Here is a 17,341-nt window from a genome sequence, read left to right on the forward strand (position 1 = left end):
GCGCCTTTCTTAACCCGTGGTGCGCAGACCCGACGCGATGGCATTGATCGAGATCAGCAGATCCGTCACCATGGCATCGGCGGCTTCCGTTTTGTCTGCGGCCACCAGCGCGCGCCACTCCCTCAGCAAAGCGATCTGCTGATGGTGCAGCACCTTCAGCGGTTCTTCGCGAATGTTCAGCGTGTAGGCCAGGCGAGGGCGCCGTTCTGCAAAGGTGCCATGAAAAAGCTCGTCGATGATGCGGCGCGTGGCCTCATATTCAGCGAGGATCATGTTGAGGAATCGATCCCGTATCACGGTGTCTTCCACCAGGCCCGCGTAGGCGCGCATCAGGTCGGTGTTGGCGCTGACCAGCGAGCTTTCGATGTTGGTGAGGACGTAGCGCAGGAAGGCGGACTCAGGCAGGGCCGTGGCGAGAGTTTCAAATCCCTTCGGATCATCCGCCTTCAGTTTGTTCAGCGCACTTCCGGCACCAAACCAACCGGGCAGATAAAAGCGCGACTGCGTCCATGAGAACACCCATGGAATCGCACGCAAATCATCGATGGAGGCCTGCCCTGTGCGGCGAGCCGGGCGTGAGCCGATGCGTGAATTTTCCAACGCATCGATCGGCGTGGCCTGCCGGTAGAACTTGATGAAATCCGGTGCATGCAGGAAGGCGCGATACGCATCGCGGCTGTCAGCGGCGAGCTTGTCAAACAGCACCTCCAGTTCCGGATGCGCGTGAGACTCGGAGCCCCGATGCCGCACCGTCGCCGCCGTGGCGGAGGCGATGAGGAGTTCGGCATTGTAAACTGCGGAGCCGATGTGCGCGTATTTCTGCGCGATGGTTTCCCCCTGTTCGGTCATGCGCATGCCGCCGCTCAGAGAACCGTGGGGCAGCGCCTCCATGAACCAGTGCGTGGGACCCGCCCCACGGCCCACTGTGCCGCCTCGGCCATGGAAAAAGATGGGCCGCGCCCCGTGGCTGTGAATCGTGTCAGACAGCTCCCGCTGCGCGCGATGCAGGGCGCACTGGCTGGCGACGATGCCGCAGTCCTTGTTGGAGTCGGAATACCCGACCATCACCTGAAACACCGGGGCGCTGCCATGGTTAGTCTGGGCCTTGAGGCTGCGTTTCACCACCGGATGAGACAGGAAGGCATCGACGATGCCCGGCCCCGCTTCGAGGTCGCCCATGGTTTCAAACAACGGCACCACCGGCAGCGGGCACACCAGGCCTTCCTCGCTCCATTGCATTAGCCCGGCCTCACGTGCGAGCAGGAACACGACGAGCAGATCTTCCACGCAGCGTGTCATCGAAACAATGAGCGAGCCAAGCCCCGCATTGCCAAACTGTGCGCGGTGATCCGCCAGCACACGATGACAGGCGATCACGGTATCAGCCTCGTGGCCGGCGGAAATGCCCGGGGCCAGGAAGGGCCGCGGCGAAGTCAGCTCGCGGTCGATCAAGGCACGCTTTTTCTCAATGCTCCAGTCAATGAACGAGCCGCCATCCAGCAGCCCGGCGGCACGCAGAAGCTGATCCAGCGCCTTCTCATGGAAGGCCGAGTTTTGTCGCACATCGAGCGCCGCCGAGTGGAATCCGAACGCATTCAGGTTGCGGCGGAACGGCACGATCTGCTCCTCCACCACCGCCTTGTCTCCCACTTCAAGCAGTGTCTTGGCAAGCGTGTCAATGTCGGCTCGCAGTTCATGTGGCTGTACATATGCGGCAGGGGATGCGGGCTTTTCCATGGCCAGCAGCACCTTGGCCCGCATCAGGTACACGGCCGCCCGCCACGGTTCCTCCTTGTTGCGCTCCAAAATGTAGGCCAGATCGACGCAGGGCTCGGCTTTCAGCTGAGTCGTGAGGGTGGTGATCAGTTCCGTGAGCAGCGGCGGCGTGATCTGAAAGAGCGAACTCAGCGGTAGATGAAAGGCCAGCGATTCCAGCGCACGGCGCTGCACGCGCAGGGCGTTTTTGCGCAGCGCCACCAGCGCGTGGCGCGTGACGTCCGCCGTGACGAAGGGGTGGCCGTCGCGGTCGCCGCCGATCCACGAGCCAAAGCGGAGCAGGGGAGGCAGTTCATCGATCTCCGCGGTGTTGTAGCCATTGGCCTGCCAGGCCTCGCGCAGGTGCGTGTGGGCGCGGGCCAGCGCCTCGGGAAACACATCCCGCAGGTAGTATAAGGCGTTCTGCAGTTCGGCCTCGATGCTCGGGCGCGTCACGTGGATCTCACCGGTGCGCCAGAGATTTTCCAACTGGGTGCGCAGCTGGCTTTGCAGACGAGCCTGCTCACGCGGGGTGTAGGCTGCGTTCTCATGGCGGTTCATGAGGCTGTAGATCTCGCGGTGCAGTTCACGCACCGTCTCACGCTTGGCCTCTGTGGGGTGAGCTGTCAGCACCGGCTCCACGCACACGTCCCGCATGGCGGCCAGGATGTCACTCTCCTTAAGTCCCAGCGTGCGCAGCTGCTTCAAGTAGTCCGCCCACAGCCCCTTTTCCGCCTCCGGGCCGCTCTTTTTCTCACGCAGGCGGCGGATTTGAGAGGCTGCCCGCTCCTCCACCACATTGAGCATCTGAAAGGCGATGGAATAGGCCTGCCCGAGGGAACGGTTCGTTTTTTGCGGCACCCCGGTGCCAATCCACGGCAGGCTGGTGGCCAGTTCGGGCTCCCCCAGTTGCTTGAGCACGGCGGAAAAAGCCTCCATCAGGTAGCGCAGGTCGTCTTCGAGAAGTTGAAAGCCGTGGGTGCGGAGGTTTTGCGTGGGAGTTTCGGACATGGGTGGGCTGGAGCTGACAGGTCAAAGCAGGAAGGATGCCTGATTCACAGAGCCATGTCGAAACCTGACGGAAATCGCAACCTGAAGTGCAGATATTTTGGGGGCGGGGAGATCGCGAAAAACGCTACCTGCCATCGCGATTCATCTGCTCGCGCCACTCAGCGCCGAGACGGAAGGCTTCTTCTGACAAATCACATCCTTTCATGGTCCCCACCAGCCCTTTCCATGAACCCTTCGGCTTTTGTTCATAGCGCAGATGTTTGAGGCTGGTCGTTGTTGAGGCCGCGAAAGGCTTGCTATTATTGTCTGCGTCAGGATTCACGGGCGCAATATACGGCAATCAGGAGCTTCAGGCAATTCTCAGAGCGCAGAGTGGCCGCGGGCTATTTCCCGCCCTCCTGCTGAATTTGGACAAAAAAATCCATGATCCGCGCCGGATACCAGTTATGGCCCACCGGCAGGTTCTCCGCATTGCCCTGCCGGATGATTTCCTCGTGAAACCGGGCCTCCGGGTGCCCGCAGTTCTTCAGCAGAGCCTTCGCCGCCGCCCAGTTTTCGGCGTAGATCTTGGCCCCTTTGTCCTGCTCTCCTGCCATGAACTGGATTTCCACCCGGGCGCGCTCAGGGGAGTTCACCAGCGGCAGGTGATCTTCATCCACGCCTCGGCCGCGATAGACGCCTGAGTTGATGAAGGCGCCTTTCAGCAGTTCCGGGTGCGTGAACAGAAAGAGATAAACGATGTGTGTGGAGGCGGAGAAACCGGTGATATACACCCGCTCTTCGCCACCATACAGCCGCTGCACATCCTGAAGCACCGCACGGATGCCCGCGGAATCAAACGCCGCGCGTGCGTCATCATCGCGCCCGCCCTCGCCCATCTTGGCATCGGCGGCGCGAATTCCATCGGCGATGGCGCCTTGATACTCCTTCATCGGCCCCACGGGATCGGAATTGATCACGATGGGAGACACGATGATGAACCCCGCCTTCCGCTTTTCATTCAGCGGGGAGAGCATCTGGATCGTCGCGGCCTTGTTTCCATAATGCGCGTTTGGTGCGATGATGACCGGCCACTTTTTCCCCGCCTCCCACTGGCTGGGCAGTGAGACCACATACTGCATGGGATGCGTGGACGCGGTGAAAACCTGATCCACCGTGGGCAGGTCCGCAGCCGCCACGGAACATGCTGCCGCAAGCATCAAAAAAAAGGCGCGGAATTGCATGAGGCAGCGGGATTGTCGGGAGTGTTAAACCGGATACGCCCACGGCTTGCGATACTCGCGCTCCATGAGTTTGCTCGCTTCTGCATCGCCAATGATCAGCTCCTTTTCAGGGTCCCACTGGATGCTGCGCCCGGCCTTGTAGCTGAGCATGCCCAGCAGTGGCAGGCAGGTGGAGCGGTGCGCGCTCTCGATGTCGGCCACAGGCTTCTTTTTCTTCTCGATGGCGTCAATGAAGTCGGACCAGAGCAGGGCGATGTTGTGCCCGTCGGGTTCCTGCAGCTTGTGGTCGCCGTGCTGCTGGGTGCCTTTGGGATCGGCGGGATAGAAGGTCCAGCCGTCGCGCCAGCCGATGTGCAGCACGCCCTTCTCGCCATAGAAGTAACAGCCGATCTTGTGCTTCTCGTTGTTGTTTTCGGCAAACTTGCGGTGCTCCCACACGGCGGTGAACTGCTCAAATTCAAAGGTGGCCACTTGATGGTCCGGCGCATCCGTCGTTTGCTCCTTGTCAGTCAGCACTGCGGGGCCGGCCACCGGCCTGCCACCCGTGCAGAAGACCTTCTTTGGACCCTTTTCATTGCTCCACAGCAGGATCTGATCCAGCCAGTGCACGCCCCAGTCGGCCATGGTGCCGTTGGCGTAGTCGAGGAAATTGCGCCAGCCACCGGGGTGCATCTTGGAGTTGAAGGGACGCACGGGGGCGGGCCCGCACCACATGTCCCAGTCCATGCCCTCGGGCACCTGGCTGTTTGGCTTCGGCTGTTCGGGGCCTCCTCGGCTGTCGGCAAAGGCGCGCACCATGCCCACCTTGCCCAGTGCTCCCGACTTGAGGAAATTCATCGCCTCCACGTGATGCGGTCCGATCCTGCGGTGCAGTCCCACCTGCACCACCACTCCCGCTTCACGCGCAGCCTTCACCATCGCCTTGCTCTCATTGATCGTGTGCCCGGTTGGCTTCTCCACATAAACATGCGCACCCGCCTTGCACGCCGCGATCGTCTGCAGCGCATGCCAGTGGTCCGGCGTGGCGATGATCACGATCTCCGGCTTCTCCTTCTCCAGCAGTTCGCGGTAGTCTTTGTACAGCTTCGGATCGTCACCCGAAAGCCCGTTGATGGCATCGCCCGCATTTGACGCCACATCTTCATGCACATCGCACAAGGCGCAGACCTTCACACGCCCTCCGGCCACAGCCTCCTTTAGAATGTTCATGCCCCACCAGCCGGAACCGATCAGCGCCGTGCGATACTTCTTGGCCGGATCAGCTCCGAAAATGTGAAAAGACGAAGCTGCAAACGCAGCGGTGCTGGCGGAAAGGAAGTGGCGGCGGGAGGTCATGGTCAGGCGCGATGAAAGCAGGCTGCCGCAAAATACGCCAGCGTTTTGAACTGCTTGCGCGGAATCGGTCTCGCGTCAGGTGGGACGGACATGCACTCGCGAGCTTTAGCTCGCTCCGGACGAGGCGCCGAGCCTCCCAGAGCGAGCTAAAGCTCGCGAGCGCATTCCTTGCCGGCCGCTACCACCCCTACGCAAAGACATCCATCACCGCCTTGCCCTTGTCCCCAACCGTAAACGGCCGGTTGCTCGGAGACATGACGATCTCGTCGATGGGCAGGCCGAGGCTCCAGCCGATGGTGGAGAGGAAATCCTGCGGGCTGGTCTGCTTGTCGGCCACGGCAACACCTTCCTTGTCGCTTGCACCGTAAATGAAGCCGCCTTTGACGCCGCCACCGGCGAGCAGGGTGGAAAACACTTTCGGGTGATGGTCGCGCCCGGCGTTGCTGTTGATCTTTGGACCACGGCCAAATTCGGAGCAGAGCACGACGAGCGTACTCTCCAGCAGCCCACGTTCCTTGAGATCCTCCAGCAGCGCGGCCAGCGCCTGGTCGAGTTCGGCACCGTGTTCATCCAGGCCGTCGTCGATGTTGTTGTGCATGTCCCAGCCGCCCTTGGCCACCTCGATGTAGCGGATGCCTTTTTCCACCAGACGACGTGCCAGCAGGCAGCCCTGGCCAAACTTGCCCTTGCCGTACTTTTCCTTCAGGGCAGCCGGTTCATCATCCAGCTGGAAGGCCTCCAGGTCGGTGCTGGACATGATGCTGATCGTCTTGTCGTAGAACTGTGTGTAGCTCTTCACCTCGGAGGTTTGAAAGCGGTCACGGAATCCGGCGTCGAGCTGGTCCAGCATGACCAAGCGCTTGATCATCTGCTCTGGTGTGGCCTCGCTCTTTGCATATTGCAGACCTGAATCAGGGTCCAGGATGGGCAGGGGGGAGAAGCTTGAGGGGAAGAAGCCGTTCCCGTTTTGCGGCTGGCGGTTCACGCACACGCTGGAGGGCAGCGTCTTGTGGCTGGAGCCCAGGAAATGCTGCGCCCAAGCGCCGATGTTCGGGTGCTTGATCGTGCCGCGCTGCTCATAGCCGGTGCGGATGACGTACTGCCCGGCGGCATGCACCCCGGTCTTGGAGGTCATGCTGCGGATGATGCTGATCTTGTCCGCCTGCTTGGCCAGATTTTCCATGACACCGCCGAGCTGGAAGCCGGCCTTCGTACTGACGGGCTTCTTCGGGCCTTGGGTCGGTCCATCCTTCGGGTCCAGTGTGTCGATGTGGGTCATGCCCCCGACCATCTGCAGGAAGATGACGTTTTTGGCTTTGCCAAATCCGGGGCCTGAAGGGGCGGCGGCGCTCTTGGCCGTTTCTGCCGCAAACGCGGAACCGCCGAGGCCGTGCAGCACAGTCACTCCCAGAGCGGCGCTGGCCCAGCGCTCACAGAAGGCACGGCGGGTGAGGGGATCGAGTTGATTCTGAAGTTTCATGACGGGGAAGGGGGGGAGAAGGGTTATTCCACAAAGATGAATTCGCGGGTGTTGAACAGCACCCAGGTCAGATCTCGCATCGTCATTCCATTGCCCAGTCCAGCGACGGCATTGGAGAGCTCGGTGGGCTTGGGTTTCCGGCTGAAAAAGCTCAGGTACAGACTTTCCACTTTCTTCTCCGGGGTGTCCATGCCGTCGGCCGTCTTCACCACGAGAGAATCATTCTGCCCGATGACACGCTGGGCCTCGCCATTCATGAGCATCAGCACCTGCGGGATGCTGCCCTCCTCGCTCTCACTGTCGGCGATCTGGCGGTCGCTCTGGCCAAACATGCGCAGGAAATGCTGGTCCTTTTCCGGCTGCGGCAGTTCTGAGGCACGCGCCAGCACCATGCCATTGCGCACCGGCGGCGCGACGGTGAGATCCTCCTCCTGAGCGGCCATTTTCTTCTTCTTCGCGTTGTTCTTGGGATTGCCGCCCGCTCCGCCAAACTGGCGCATGCTGGCCACGGCGTTTTCGATCTGGCCCTTGATCACATCGGGTGACGCATTGCCGCTGAAATCAACGTTCATGGCCTTGGCATAGGTCACGCCGCGGTGGCCTTTGAACTTTTCCACATCCGCACCCACCACCAGCGTGGCGCAGGAGTCCCACGCCTGCTCCGCGGTCATGCGGCGGAGGATCGGCCCGGGGAAAAGGTAGGGAGTGTTGTCCGCCAGTTCGTGGCTCGTGGCCTCGCGCTGGTAGGTCTGGGTGTTGCACAGCACGCGCAGGAACTGCCTCAGGTCAAACTTCAGCCGCACCATTTCATTCGCCAGGTGGTGCAGCAGCGCCGGATTCACGCTCGCGTTCGGATCGTCGAGATCAGTGACCGGCTCCTTGACGCCGACGCCAAAGATGTGCTTCCACATGCGGTTGGCGATGGTCATGGCAAAGCGCGGATTGTCCGGGGAGGTCATCCATTTGGCAAACTGGTCGCGCAGCTGCTCGTCATGCTTGGTGGTCTGCACTCCCTGATACGCCTTCTTCGTTTTGTCATCACTCCACGTCACCAGCTTCGGCGTTACGTGGTCGCCAGGCTTTGCATCTGGATACTTGTAATCATCCGGCATCTTCAAATCGTTTTCGCTGGTGTCTTCGACCATCAGGCCGTTCACTCGCAGAAGATTTTTCGCCTGCTGCTGCAGGCGTTTGTCGCCGAGGGAGGCGAGCACCTTTTTGATGCCCTGCATGCCGCCTGCATTGCCCTTGGCGCCGTAGGTCTCCGTGGCGCCAAAGAACGCTGCCATTTCATAAAACTGGCGCTGCGTCCAGTCCGCGAACGGATGGTCATGGCATTGCGCGCAGGACACGTTCGCACCGATGAAGGTGCTCAGCGTCAGGCTCAGATTGTCCAGGCGCATGCCCGCATCGCGCAGCAGGTAGCCGGTGGCGCCGTTCTCCAGCAGCTTGCCGTCCGCGGTCATCATGCTGTACACGGTCTTGTTCCACGGCACGTTGTCTGCGATCTGCCCTTTCAGCCAGTCCTGGTAGGTGTAGAAGCGTGCCTTCTGCGCCACATCCGCCATGCGCAGCATGTCGGCAAAGTAGTTGAAGAGGTGGCTGTTGTAGCCCTCCGACTTCAACAGGCGGTCGATCACCTTGGCTCGTTTGGAAACGCTCGTGTCATTGATGAACTCCAGCGCCTCTTCCCGTGTGGGAATGCGGCCCGCCAGGTCCAGGAACACGCGGCGCACAAACTGCTCGTCCGAGGCCAGCGGGTTGGGCTTCTGCTCGGCTTTCTTCAGCCCGGCCTCCACCAGCATGTCGATCTGCGCCGCTGCCTGCGCGAGATTGGGATCCGCAGGAATGCCCAGCCCCTGGGGCTTCAGCGTACGCGCTGCCTCCTGATCGGCTGCGGAGAGCTTGTCGATCGGCAGGCGGTAGACGTACCCATTGCGCACCTGGAGGAAGACGTTCCCGTTTTCGATGCCACGGAAGGTTGCATCCAGTTTGCGGCCCTGGGCGTCGGTCCAGGTTCGATAGACTTCGTTGTCGGCCTGGAGGCCGGTGACGAGCATAGCACAGGCTAGGGGAAGGAAGAGGCGCGTTTTCATGGTGAAATCGTCCGGTGATCCGGCCGATGCGTGGTTAAACGATAGCGTTTCTGGGAAGTTTCACATCTTTTTGCATCTCAATTTCAACGGGGTAGGCGAAGCCCCTACTTTGTTTCTTTCACGCCCTGCGCCTCGGTCGCTTATACGGTTTGTGAAAAATGTCTCTAGGCTGTCTTGGGTGGGGGCTCCCCCACAAAAATCAGGCAGCCATCAGGATCGAGGATGTGAAATTCCCGCATGCCATAGTCACGGTCAGAGAGGTCACGGATTTGATGGCGGTCCTTAAAGGCGGAGACGTGCCTCCATAGCGCTTCAATGCCGCAGATCTTCAAATAGAACGACATGTGCTTGCGCGTGACTTCCAGCACGGACGCATCCGCCGCCAGTGTCAGGTGCAGCGCCGTGCCATCACGAGTCAGGATGGAATAGTCCGCCGACTGCATGGCCGTATGGAATCCCAGCACCTCGACGTAGAATCGAATGCTGCGCTCCATGTCGGCGATGGGAATGATCGGACTCAGAGTTTTGGCCTGGTAATCTGGCGTCGTCATGCGGGTTTCGTTGTTTGGGATGTGCAGTCTTCCAGCTGGTAAAACACATCCGTTCGGATCTTGGAGGCATCTTTGTTCCAGCTTTCATCCCAGTGGCCGTAGATCTCCCACGAAACCCCTGTGAGGCGATGACCTTGGTCGGCGCAAAACCGCCGGATCACGGCGGTGGGCATGGCCTCGGAACGTGTGATCTCGATGGAGTGGTTCATGACGATTGCGATTCCATTATTCGCTGTCCGTTCTCAATGTCGAGCGTGCGATCGTCCCAGTGCTTTGCCTGAGCCGGCCCGTAAACGCTTGACGAACGGGAGTCATGAAGTCTCTTCTGTTGGATGAACACCATCCGCAGCCTCTATCGCTCCTCGTCGTCCAAACTCCAAGCGCTTGGCTTTGTGTTGCTCGGGATGATGTTTCTTGCCGGCATGACCCGGGCTGAAGATGTGCCTTTTCCGACCCTCCCTCCCGGAGCGGGTCCCATCGATAAAAGCGCGGCGAAAACCTTCACCACCACCGAGTCCGGCCTGAAATACCGCATCCTGCGCAAAGGCTCCGGACCCAAGCCCTCCACTCAGAACCGTGTGGAGGTGAACTACCATGGGTGGCTCTTCAATGGCAGGATCTTCGACAGTTCCTACGTGAACGGCAAGCCCGTCACGCTGGGCCTTTTCCAGGTCGTCAAAGGCTGGACCGAAGGCCTGCAGCTTGTGAACAAAGGCGGAATGATCGAGCTCGAAATCCCCGGCTATCTCGGCTACGGCCTGCAGGGCAGGGAAGGCTCCATCCCTCCCAATGCGACACTGCATTTCGTGGTGGAGCTCATCGACATCAAGGATTGAGAGACTGAGTCTCAGGCAGCGCTGGATGTGGCTGAAAGGCAGGCACTGCGGATTTTTGGGGAGGTTATCGCTCCTCCCACAAACGGCACAAGTCTAAGAACTCGTCAACGAAGGCCACCTGTTCGGGCGTGAACAAATGGAAGTGCTCCCGTCTGATGCAGGCCAGATAGACAGCATCCCGTCCAGAAAGAGGAAACTCGGCGAGATAGTGACGCAGAAACGCCGGGAGATAGAAGCGCCAGCCTTCGGCATCAGAGAAGGTGAAGTATTCCTGAAACTGGCATGTGCTTTCATGGCTTACTTCGTTCCAATGCTGCTCGGGATCGAGCGCGCCGAGTTCTTCGACTCTTTCCGCCGACAGATTATACTCGTCATCGTAACCGCGCGCCACATGCAGCGTGATCTTGGGACGGGGCGGATCACCAAATATGTCTGAAAGTCTTTCTGCCAGCTTCATGCCCTCGGCATGGGCGGCAAGCCAGACTTCATAAAGTTCTGCGATTGCCTCTTTGCGGACGCCTCGCTGGCGAAGCTCCTCGCGGCTGGGAAAAGAAGCGGTCATGTGAATGCGCACTGAAGTTCGCGAACGCGTTTTACCACCCGCTCTTCACATTCCACACCTCCACCAGATCCTTCGGCAGGTCCGTGATGAAGCGCGAAGGCCGCATCATGATGTCGCCGTCCCTTGCCTGGTGGTTGATGAGAGGATAGGTCAGGTACAGTTCATTTTTCGCCCGCGTCACGGTCACATAAAACAGCCGGCGCTCTTCCTCCAGGGCGCTGTCTCCGCCTTCCTCGACGGCGCGTTTATGCGGAAACATGCCGTCCGCCAGCCAGACGGCGAAGACCACGTTCCACTCCAGGCCTTTGGCCTGATGCCCGGTGGTCAGCGTCACGGCGTCACGCTCCTCCTGCTGCCGCTGCGCCGGGTTGTTGTCCGTGTCCACGCCGCTCAGGAGGCTGAGCTGGCTGAGAAATTCCAGCGGGTCGGTGAAGCGGTCGCTGAAGTTGCTCAGCTGCTCCAGGTCCTGCTGGCGCTGCTCGTAGTTTTTGAACTTCGCCTTCATGTAGTCCTCATACACGCCTTCAGTGATGCTCCGTATCATCAGCGCCGGTGCCGTTGTTTTGCCTTCTTTGTCGATGAGTTCATCGAGCGTGTAGGCAAACTGCTCCCAGGTGGTTTTGGCCTTCTTCGGCACCTTCAGCTGCAGCAGCACGTCCGAGAAACTGCCGCTCATGGTCTCCGCCTTGGCTGCATCCGACTTGAGCCACTCCTGCCACAGCTTGGCGGCGCTCACATTGCCGATGCCTTCCACCAGACGCACCATCCGCATGAAGCTCACTTCATCCTGCCGGTTCACGGCGAACTTCATGAAGGCGGCCACGTCTTTGACATGCGCCTGCTCAAAGAAACGCAGGCCGCTGGTGATGTGGAACGGAATGCCCCGCTGCGTCAGCTCCATCTGGATTTCCATGCTGTGGAAATGCGCGCGGTAGAGAATGGCGATGTCGTTGAGCTCGGTTCCCTCGTCCTGCAGTTCCAGAATGCGCTGCGCCACAAAGGACGCCTGCGAACTCGAGCTGTCGAGCGCGACGAGCGCAGGCAGCATGCCTTTCGATTCACGCGCAGGCTGCAGGTTTTTGGGAATCTGCCCGCGGTTCATGGCGATCGCCGCGTTGGCCAGGTTCAGCACCTCCGGCACGCTGCGGTAGTTCACCTCGATCTTATGCACCCGTGCCCGCGGCCAGTGCTGGTCAAACTCCAGGATGTTCGAGACATCCGCCCCGCGCCAGGAGTAAATGGACTGCGCATCATCTCCCACCACCATCAGGTTTCCCTGCGGTCCCGTGAGCAGCTCCACCAGCCGGCACTGCAGGCTGTTGGTGTCCTGATACTCGTCCACCAGGACAAACTCGAACTGCCTGCGGTAGCGCTCCAGCAGGTCCTCGTTTTCCTCCAGCAGCTGCACGGTCAGCGCCAGCAGGTCGTCGAAGTCCATGCAGTTCGTCTCACGCTTCTTCTCCTGGTACAGCTTGCGCATTTTCAGAATGCCGGAGGCCACCTCTTCAAAGTAGGGATAGCGCGTGTGGATGATCTCCTTGAGGTCGCGCAGCGTGTTGTCAGCGAGCGAAAAAATATCTCCCAGCACCTCCGCCTTCGGAAAGCGGTACGTCGTGGTGTCGATGCCGCTGCTCCCCAGCACCGTCTCCATCAGGTCCTTCTGGTCCTCACGATCCATGATCGAAAAACCTTTGCGATAGCCCAGCCTTTCCGCATTGTAGCGCAGCAGCCGGTTGCCGATGGAGTGAAAGGTGCCGCCCCAGATGCGGCTGGCATCATGCGTCACGAGCGCCTGCACACGCTCCTGCATCTCCCGCGCGGCCTTGTTGGTAAAGGTCAGCAGCAGGATGGACTCGGGCTGAATGCCGTTGTCCAGCAGCCACGCCACGCGATAGGTCAGCGTGCGTGTCTTGCCGCTGCCCGCTCCCGCGATCACCAGCGCCTGGCCCGGCGGACTCGTCACCGCCGCATGCTGCTGCTCGTTCAGCTCCGCCTTGTAGTCGATGCGGGTGCTGGATTCGTGCGTGCTGTGCAGCGTGTAGTTGCGGGCCATGGTTGAACTAGGGGAAAGAGGTCAGGAGGTCAAGCTCGCTACGCTGTCAATCGGGGCAAGAGTTGCCTGAAACTCCATGCGGGGCTCTTTCGGCCGCTCCTGGACCTACTTCGGCAGCTGGATCAATCCGGCTCCCACTGCGGTGGCCGGGGCTTGCAGCGGCTCTGCGGTCCGCGTCAGCAGCGGAATGATGTTTGAACCGCCGTACCCCCGACCCAGAAGGTAGGTCACCACGCCGCTCGTGATCGCCGTGGCCTGCGAGGTGCCGCTGCCGATCACAAATTTGCCGTCGGAATATCCGGACACGATGCCAACCCCCGGGGCGACAAGCACCAGTCCCTGTCCCGAGTTCGAAAAATACGCCTGCGTACCGTTCGCATCGACCGCCCCCACGCTGAGCACACCCGGAATGCCCGCTGGCATCGAAAGCGTGGTTTGCTGATCATTGCCCGCCGCTGCCACCACCACGATGTTCCGGTTGATCGCATACCGCACGGCTTCATCCAGCACCGGAGAATCTCCCGCCGCGCCGAGGCTGATGTTGATCACCCGCGCCCCCAGGTCCGCAGCCTTGATGATGGCGGAGGATACCAGGGCCGTGTTGCTGTTGCCGTTGCTGTCTGCCACCCGGATGTCGAGCAGCTTGGCGGAGGGTGCAACGCCTCCAACGTTCGGATCATTCCCTGCGATCAGCGAGGCCATCGCCGTGCCATGGCCGTTGAGGGCGCTGCCATCATTCAGCATGTCGTAGTGCGTGATCTGCACATTGGCCAGAGAGGGATGCGCGGTGACGCCGGAATCAATGATGGCCACGGTCACTCCCTGACCCCAGCCGGACCGATTTCCCGCAGCACCGATGGCATCCAGCCCCTGTCCGCGAAACGGCGCCCGGCCACCGGGATTGGCCACGTCCGTTTGCGCAGGTGCGGCAGGCAGTCTCGGGATGCTTACGATGGGATTGGGACCCACACGGCTGTAGTCCGAGGCATGGGCATTAAGGTCTCCTTCCAGGGCCGCCGGATTTTGGAAGCGCACGCGCGCCATGCGCAGTTTCGAGTCGTAACCCAGCACTTCGAGCCCCAGCGCGGCGGCGCGCTCCCGGAACGCAGCCAGCGCCTCGGCACTGCGAAATGTGAGCAACGCCTCGTTCGGCATGGAGCCGGGCACATTGAGTGTGGCGATGGTGGTCGTGCTGGCAGGCGGCTCAGGCTCAGCGGGCATGGACACCTTGCTGGAAGGGGAGGCGGGCGCCTGCGGTACGGTCGCGGGATGCACTCTTTTGCCGGTTGGCGGTCGTTTGGTGCGGGCGAGTTCCGCTGCCAGCTTGGACTGCTCCTGGGACTCCCACATCAGCCATGCCACAGAGCTGGCCATGAGCAGCAGGGCGGCGGTGAAAACGATGACGGGCAGACGGGTGGGACGCATGAACGTTGGGCAATCCTCGCACATTCGCGTCGTGGCGCGAGTTCTGCTTTTGGAGAATCGCCGCACACTTTCTCAAACTGCCACCTTGTCGTCCCGCCGCGCACTGCCTAACCTCGCCCCATGTCGCAAACCAAGGAATCCTGGAGCTCACGTCTGGGAGTCATTATGGCCGTGGCCGGCAGCGCGGTGGGGCTGGGGAATTTTTTGCGCTTCCCGGGGCTCGCGGCGCAGTATGGCGGCGGAGCTTTCATGCTGGCGTATGCCATTTCGTTTCTGATCATCGCCCTGCCCATCGGGTGGGCGGAGTGGGCCATGGGACGCTATGCCGGCAGCCGTGGCTATCATTCCGCACCGGGTGCCTTTGCCGTCATCATCCGCAGGCCTTGGGCGAAGTACGCCGGTGTCATTGGCGTGATCATCCCGGTGGTCATCTATCTCTACTACGTCGTCATCGAAGGCTGGTGCCTTGGCTATGCGGTGAACTTTTGGACTGGCCGCCTGCATTTGCACGATGCCCAGGGCACCGTCGAGTATTACAATGCCTTCACCGGTGCGACGGCGGATGCAGCTTCCTTGGAGTTCAGCATGGACAAGACCCTGCCTTGGCTGCTGGCGGTGTTCGTCTTCAATTTCTGGCTGATCTATCGCGGGCTCTCCGGCGGCATTGAAAAAATGTGCAACATCGGTCTCCCGCTGCTCATCGTCCTCGCCATGGTGGTGCTGGTGCGTGTGCTTACCCTCGGCGCTCCAGATCCCGCCCGCCCGAATGACACGGTGGCAAACGGTCTCGGCTACATGTGGAACCCCAGCAAAGTTCTGGTGGTGCAGTCCACGACGGGCCATGCGGCAAAAATTCGCGAGGTCGTCGGCGCGCAGGCTCTCGCCAAGGCTGAGGCCGAAGTCGCGGCCAGCCATGGGGCGCTCGTCTTGAAAACCATTTCTCCCTGGACGCAGCTTGCCAATCCCAGCCTGTGGCTCGCCGCGGCGGGGCAGATCTTTTTCAGCCTCGCCGTCGGCTTTGGCATCATCATTGTCTATGCCAGCTACATGCGTCCAAAGGACGACGTGGTCCTCAGCGGTCTCACCGCCAGCAGTGCAAACGAGTTTTGCGAAGTGGCGCTGGGCGGTCTCATCACCGTGCCGGCGGCAGTGGCCTTCCTCGGCGTGGCAGGCATCGCCGGGCAGGCAGGGGTGGGTCTGGGCTTCAAGGTGCTGCCCCTCGTTTTTGCCCGCATGCCCGCCGGTTCGTTCTTTGGCGGCGCGTTCTTCTTCATGCTCTTTCTTGCAGCCATCACCAGCTCCATCGCGATGCTGCAGCCCGGCATCGCTTTTATCGAGGAGGCGCTCGGAGTCGGCCGCCGCGTCTCAGTCGCGCTGCTCGGTTTTCTCACCACCTCGGGCACCAGCCTCGTTGCTTACTACAGCCGCGATCTGAAGGCGCTCGATACCCTGGACTTCTGGGGAGGCACCTTTCTCATCTTCACTCTCGCCACCATTCAGGTCATCGTGTTTGGCTGGATCTGGGGCATCGACCGTGGTTTTGCAGAGATGAACAAGGGCGCGGCCTTCCCGGTGCCGCGCCTGTTTCGTCCCATCATCCGCTGGGTCTGTCCGGCATTCCTGCTCACCATCTTTGCCATGTGGCTCATGAAGGAAGTGCTGGGCATCGACCTCGTCACCTTCCAGTCAGGAGCCGCCTCCTCCTATGTCACGGATCTGTTTGGCCGTGAGGCCAGGCTCCCGGCGCAGCTCAGCATCGGGCTGCTGGTGGCGCTGCTCATCGTCTTCGTCCTCATGGCGGCACGCTCAAAGGCCTTCCGCCGTGCCGAGCAGGGGCTGGACAACCACTCAGCACCACCACCCAAATGACCACCTCCGGACTCATCGTCATGCTGCTGTCAGTCGGCACCGTCACCCTCCTCTTTGGCTGGTGTGTTGCCAAAGTGCTGTCCACCCCGCATGAATCCGAGAAGATTCATGGCGTGGACTTGCACGTGCCAGACAGAGATACGGACCGCTGATCAGACTGGCAGGTGGAAATACCCGTGGATGTGCGGGTAGCCGCGGAAGTACCACACAAACTCAGGACTTTCGATCTGCCACGTGTCCCAGACTTTGTCCTCGCCGATGTCGAATTTGCCGTCGTAGCAGGAGACAAACACCCGCTCCACCAGCTTTTTGTCCTCGATCGTCTTCATCGTGGCCGCCACGTCATCCGGGCGGAAGCACACCAGCATCTTGCGCATGGTTTCCAGCAGCTTGGCCTGCTGATCCTTGCTCAGATCCGCGCCACAAAGGCCCGGAAGGTCGGTTTTGCGCTTCTCGATCACCTTCGCCGGATTCTCCGGACGTGGCTCGGCGCCCACCAGGATCTTCGCCCTTTGTTTGCCATCCAGCGTCTGCACGAATTCATTGAAAAGCAGCCCCTGATACCAGAACGGATTGCCCTCGTGGTCCTTGGTCTCGTTGAAGGCTTTGGCAAAGTTGCCGTAAAAGATCGGCCTCCCGCCAAATCCCAGCCCCCGGTCGGTGGCGGCGTGGCAGCGGCGCGTCACATGGTGCCCGGTGTAGATGAACTCGAAGTCCTTGTCCTCCGGCGTGCCAAAAAAACCCACCGAAGGCGTGTTCTTGATGTTGCCCATCAGGTCCTTCTGCACCTGCCAGTTCATCTTTTCACGGTAGTCCTGATGATGAAATGACTCGAAAATCTGCCGCACCAGGTCCTGCTGGTCCTTGGTGTAAAACGTGTGCAGGCGCTGCTCCGGGCAGATATACCACCAGTTGCTCACGAAGCCACGTTTCGGATGATCCAGCGGCAGCAAAATCTTCGCCCGCTGCTCCTCGGTGAGACTCTTGTAGAACTGCACGGGCAGGGAATCCTTCTCAGCATTGACCGCCCTCAGGGATGGAAAGGCGGTGAAGGCCGCTGAGGCGCCCAGTGCACGCAGGATCTCGCGGCGACTGACAAACTTCCCGTCAAAGGGGGAGAGAAAGGTGTTCATGCTGCCATCCTC

The 17,341-nt window shown here is 60.7% G+C and carries 15 protein-coding genes; 3 read left to right on the forward strand and 12 right to left on the reverse strand.

All coding sequences use genetic code 11. The features are described from left to right. Positions 1 to 9: 9 nt before the first annotated feature. The 8 genes from ACILSO_RS20750 to ACILSO_RS20785 all read right to left on the reverse strand — a co-directional run bounded on the left by ACILSO_RS20750 (position 10) and on the right by ACILSO_RS20785 (position 9,660). A complete protein-coding gene (locus ACILSO_RS20750; protein ID WP_395739367.1) occupies positions 10 to 2,766 on the reverse strand; it encodes a phosphoenolpyruvate carboxylase in 2,757 nt (918 codons plus the stop codon). Between the two features lie 124 nt (positions 2,767 to 2,890). Beyond that, positions 2,891 to 3,088, reverse strand: coding sequence for a hypothetical protein (locus ACILSO_RS20755; RefSeq protein ID WP_395739368.1), 198 nt, complete (start codon positions 3,086 to 3,088; stop codon positions 2,891 to 2,893). A gap of 61 nt (positions 3,089 to 3,149) precedes the next feature. Further along, positions 3,150 to 3,989, reverse strand: coding sequence for a hypothetical protein (locus ACILSO_RS20760; RefSeq protein WP_395739369.1), 840 nt, complete (start codon positions 3,987 to 3,989; stop codon positions 3,150 to 3,152). Positions 3,990 to 4,013: 24 nt separating this feature from the next. Beyond that, the gene (locus ACILSO_RS20765; protein ID WP_395739370.1) at positions 4,014 to 5,324 is read right to left on the reverse strand and encodes a Gfo/Idh/MocA family protein; all 1,311 of its coding nucleotides are present in this window, start codon (positions 5,322 to 5,324) and stop codon (positions 4,014 to 4,016) included. A 187-nt stretch (positions 5,325 to 5,511) separates the two neighbouring features. After that, a complete protein-coding gene (locus ACILSO_RS20770; protein WP_395739371.1) occupies positions 5,512 to 6,804 on the reverse strand; it encodes a DUF1501 domain-containing protein in 1,293 nt (430 codons plus the stop codon). A 23-nt stretch (positions 6,805 to 6,827) separates the two neighbouring features. Beyond that, on the reverse strand, positions 6,828 to 8,900 hold the full coding sequence (locus tag ACILSO_RS20775; RefSeq protein WP_395739372.1) for a DUF1549 domain-containing protein: 2,073 nt from the start codon (positions 8,898 to 8,900) through the stop codon (positions 6,828 to 6,830). Between the two features lie 164 nt (positions 8,901 to 9,064). Further along, positions 9,065 to 9,451: a VOC family protein gene (locus tag ACILSO_RS20780; protein WP_395739373.1), complete on the reverse strand. Its 387-nt coding sequence runs from the start codon at positions 9,449 to 9,451 to the stop codon at positions 9,065 to 9,067. After that, a complete protein-coding gene (locus tag ACILSO_RS20785) occupies positions 9,448 to 9,660 on the reverse strand; it encodes a hypothetical protein (RefSeq protein ID WP_395739374.1) in 213 nt (70 codons plus the stop codon). Before ACILSO_RS20785 ends, ACILSO_RS20780 begins: the two co-directional genes overlap by 4 nt. A gap of 123 nt (positions 9,661 to 9,783) precedes the next feature. Here ACILSO_RS20785 and ACILSO_RS20790 point away from each other — a divergent pair, with 123 nt between their 5' ends. Beyond that, complete coding sequence (locus ACILSO_RS20790) at positions 9,784 to 10,287, forward strand: FKBP-type peptidyl-prolyl cis-trans isomerase (protein ID WP_395739375.1); 504 nt, start codon at positions 9,784 to 9,786, stop codon at positions 10,285 to 10,287. 64 nt (positions 10,288 to 10,351) lie between these two features. On the opposite strand, the gene ACILSO_RS20795 is transcribed toward ACILSO_RS20790, so the two are convergent. The 3 genes from ACILSO_RS20795 to ACILSO_RS20805 all read right to left on the reverse strand — a co-directional run bounded on the left by ACILSO_RS20795 (position 10,352) and on the right by ACILSO_RS20805 (position 14,327). Then, positions 10,352 to 10,849, reverse strand: a complete 498-nt coding sequence (locus ACILSO_RS20795; protein ID WP_395739376.1) for a DUF6714 family protein — start codon at positions 10,847 to 10,849, stop codon at positions 10,352 to 10,354. A gap of 31 nt (positions 10,850 to 10,880) precedes the next feature. Further along, positions 10,881 to 12,902 (reverse strand): ATP-dependent helicase, encoded by a 2,022-nt coding sequence (locus ACILSO_RS20800; protein WP_395739377.1) that lies wholly within the window; start codon positions 12,900 to 12,902, stop codon positions 10,881 to 10,883. 105 nt (positions 12,903 to 13,007) lie between these two features. Continuing rightward, the gene (locus ACILSO_RS20805; RefSeq protein WP_395739378.1) at positions 13,008 to 14,327 is read right to left on the reverse strand and encodes a S8 family peptidase; all 1,320 of its coding nucleotides are present in this window, start codon (positions 14,325 to 14,327) and stop codon (positions 13,008 to 13,010) included. Between the two features lie 120 nt (positions 14,328 to 14,447). Between ACILSO_RS20805 and ACILSO_RS20810 the strand changes: the two genes are divergently transcribed. Together ACILSO_RS20810 and ACILSO_RS20815 are read left to right on the forward strand one after the other, a co-directional pair. Then, on the forward strand, positions 14,448 to 16,196 hold the full coding sequence (locus tag ACILSO_RS20810; RefSeq protein WP_395739379.1) for a sodium:calcium symporter: 1,749 nt from the start codon (positions 14,448 to 14,450) through the stop codon (positions 16,194 to 16,196). Further along, complete coding sequence (locus ACILSO_RS20815) at positions 16,193 to 16,348, forward strand: hypothetical protein (protein ID WP_395739380.1); 156 nt, start codon at positions 16,193 to 16,195, stop codon at positions 16,346 to 16,348. The genes ACILSO_RS20810 and ACILSO_RS20815 overlap by 4 nt, the downstream gene beginning before the upstream one ends. Here the strand turns inward: ACILSO_RS20815 and ACILSO_RS20820 are convergent, their stop codons facing one another. After that, the gene (locus tag ACILSO_RS20820) at positions 16,349 to 17,329 is read right to left on the reverse strand and encodes a DUF3500 domain-containing protein (RefSeq protein ID WP_395739381.1); all 981 of its coding nucleotides are present in this window, start codon (positions 17,327 to 17,329) and stop codon (positions 16,349 to 16,351) included. It lies immediately after the preceding gene. Between the last annotated feature and the right edge of the window lie 12 nt (positions 17,330 to 17,341).

It is taken from the genome of Prosthecobacter sp., assembly GCF_044226605.1.
Lineage (GTDB): Bacteria > Verrucomicrobiota > Verrucomicrobiia > Verrucomicrobiales > Verrucomicrobiaceae > Prosthecobacter.

Coding starts and splice junctions, on each gene's coding strand:
- ACILSO_RS20770 (WP_395739371.1), bottom strand. CDS start 6,804: ATGAAACTTCAGAATCAACTCGATCCCCTCACCCGCCGTGCCTTCTGT.
- ACILSO_RS20820 (WP_395739381.1), bottom strand. CDS start 17,329: ATGAACACCTTTCTCTCCCCCTTTGACGGGAAGTTTGTCAGTCGCCGC.
- ACILSO_RS20765 (WP_395739370.1), bottom strand. CDS start 5,324: ATGACCTCCCGCCGCCACTTCCTTTCCGCCAGCACCGCTGCGTTTGCA.
- ACILSO_RS20815 (WP_395739380.1), top strand. CDS start 16,193: ATGACCACCTCCGGACTCATCGTCATGCTGCTGTCAGTCGGCACCGTC.
- ACILSO_RS20760 (WP_395739369.1), bottom strand. CDS start 3,989: ATGCAATTCCGCGCCTTTTTTTTGATGCTTGCGGCAGCATGTTCCGTG.
- ACILSO_RS20775 (WP_395739372.1), bottom strand. CDS start 8,900: ATGAAAACGCGCCTCTTCCTTCCCCTAGCCTGTGCTATGCTCGTCACC.
- ACILSO_RS20780 (WP_395739373.1), bottom strand. CDS start 9,451: ATGACGACGCCAGATTACCAGGCCAAAACTCTGAGTCCGATCATTCCC.
- ACILSO_RS20750 (WP_395739367.1), bottom strand. CDS start 2,766: ATGTCCGAAACTCCCACGCAAAACCTCCGCACCCACGGCTTTCAACTT.
- ACILSO_RS20805 (WP_395739378.1), bottom strand. CDS start 14,327: ATGCGTCCCACCCGTCTGCCCGTCATCGTTTTCACCGCCGCCCTGCTG.
- ACILSO_RS20810 (WP_395739379.1), top strand. CDS start 14,448: ATGTCGCAAACCAAGGAATCCTGGAGCTCACGTCTGGGAGTCATTATG.
- ACILSO_RS20800 (WP_395739377.1), bottom strand. CDS start 12,902: ATGGCCCGCAACTACACGCTGCACAGCACGCACGAATCCAGCACCCGC.
- ACILSO_RS20795 (WP_395739376.1), bottom strand. CDS start 10,849: ATGACCGCTTCTTTTCCCAGCCGCGAGGAGCTTCGCCAGCGAGGCGTC.
- ACILSO_RS20790 (WP_395739375.1), top strand. CDS start 9,784: ATGAACACCATCCGCAGCCTCTATCGCTCCTCGTCGTCCAAACTCCAA.
- ACILSO_RS20785 (WP_395739374.1), bottom strand. CDS start 9,660: ATGAACCACTCCATCGAGATCACACGTTCCGAGGCCATGCCCACCGCC.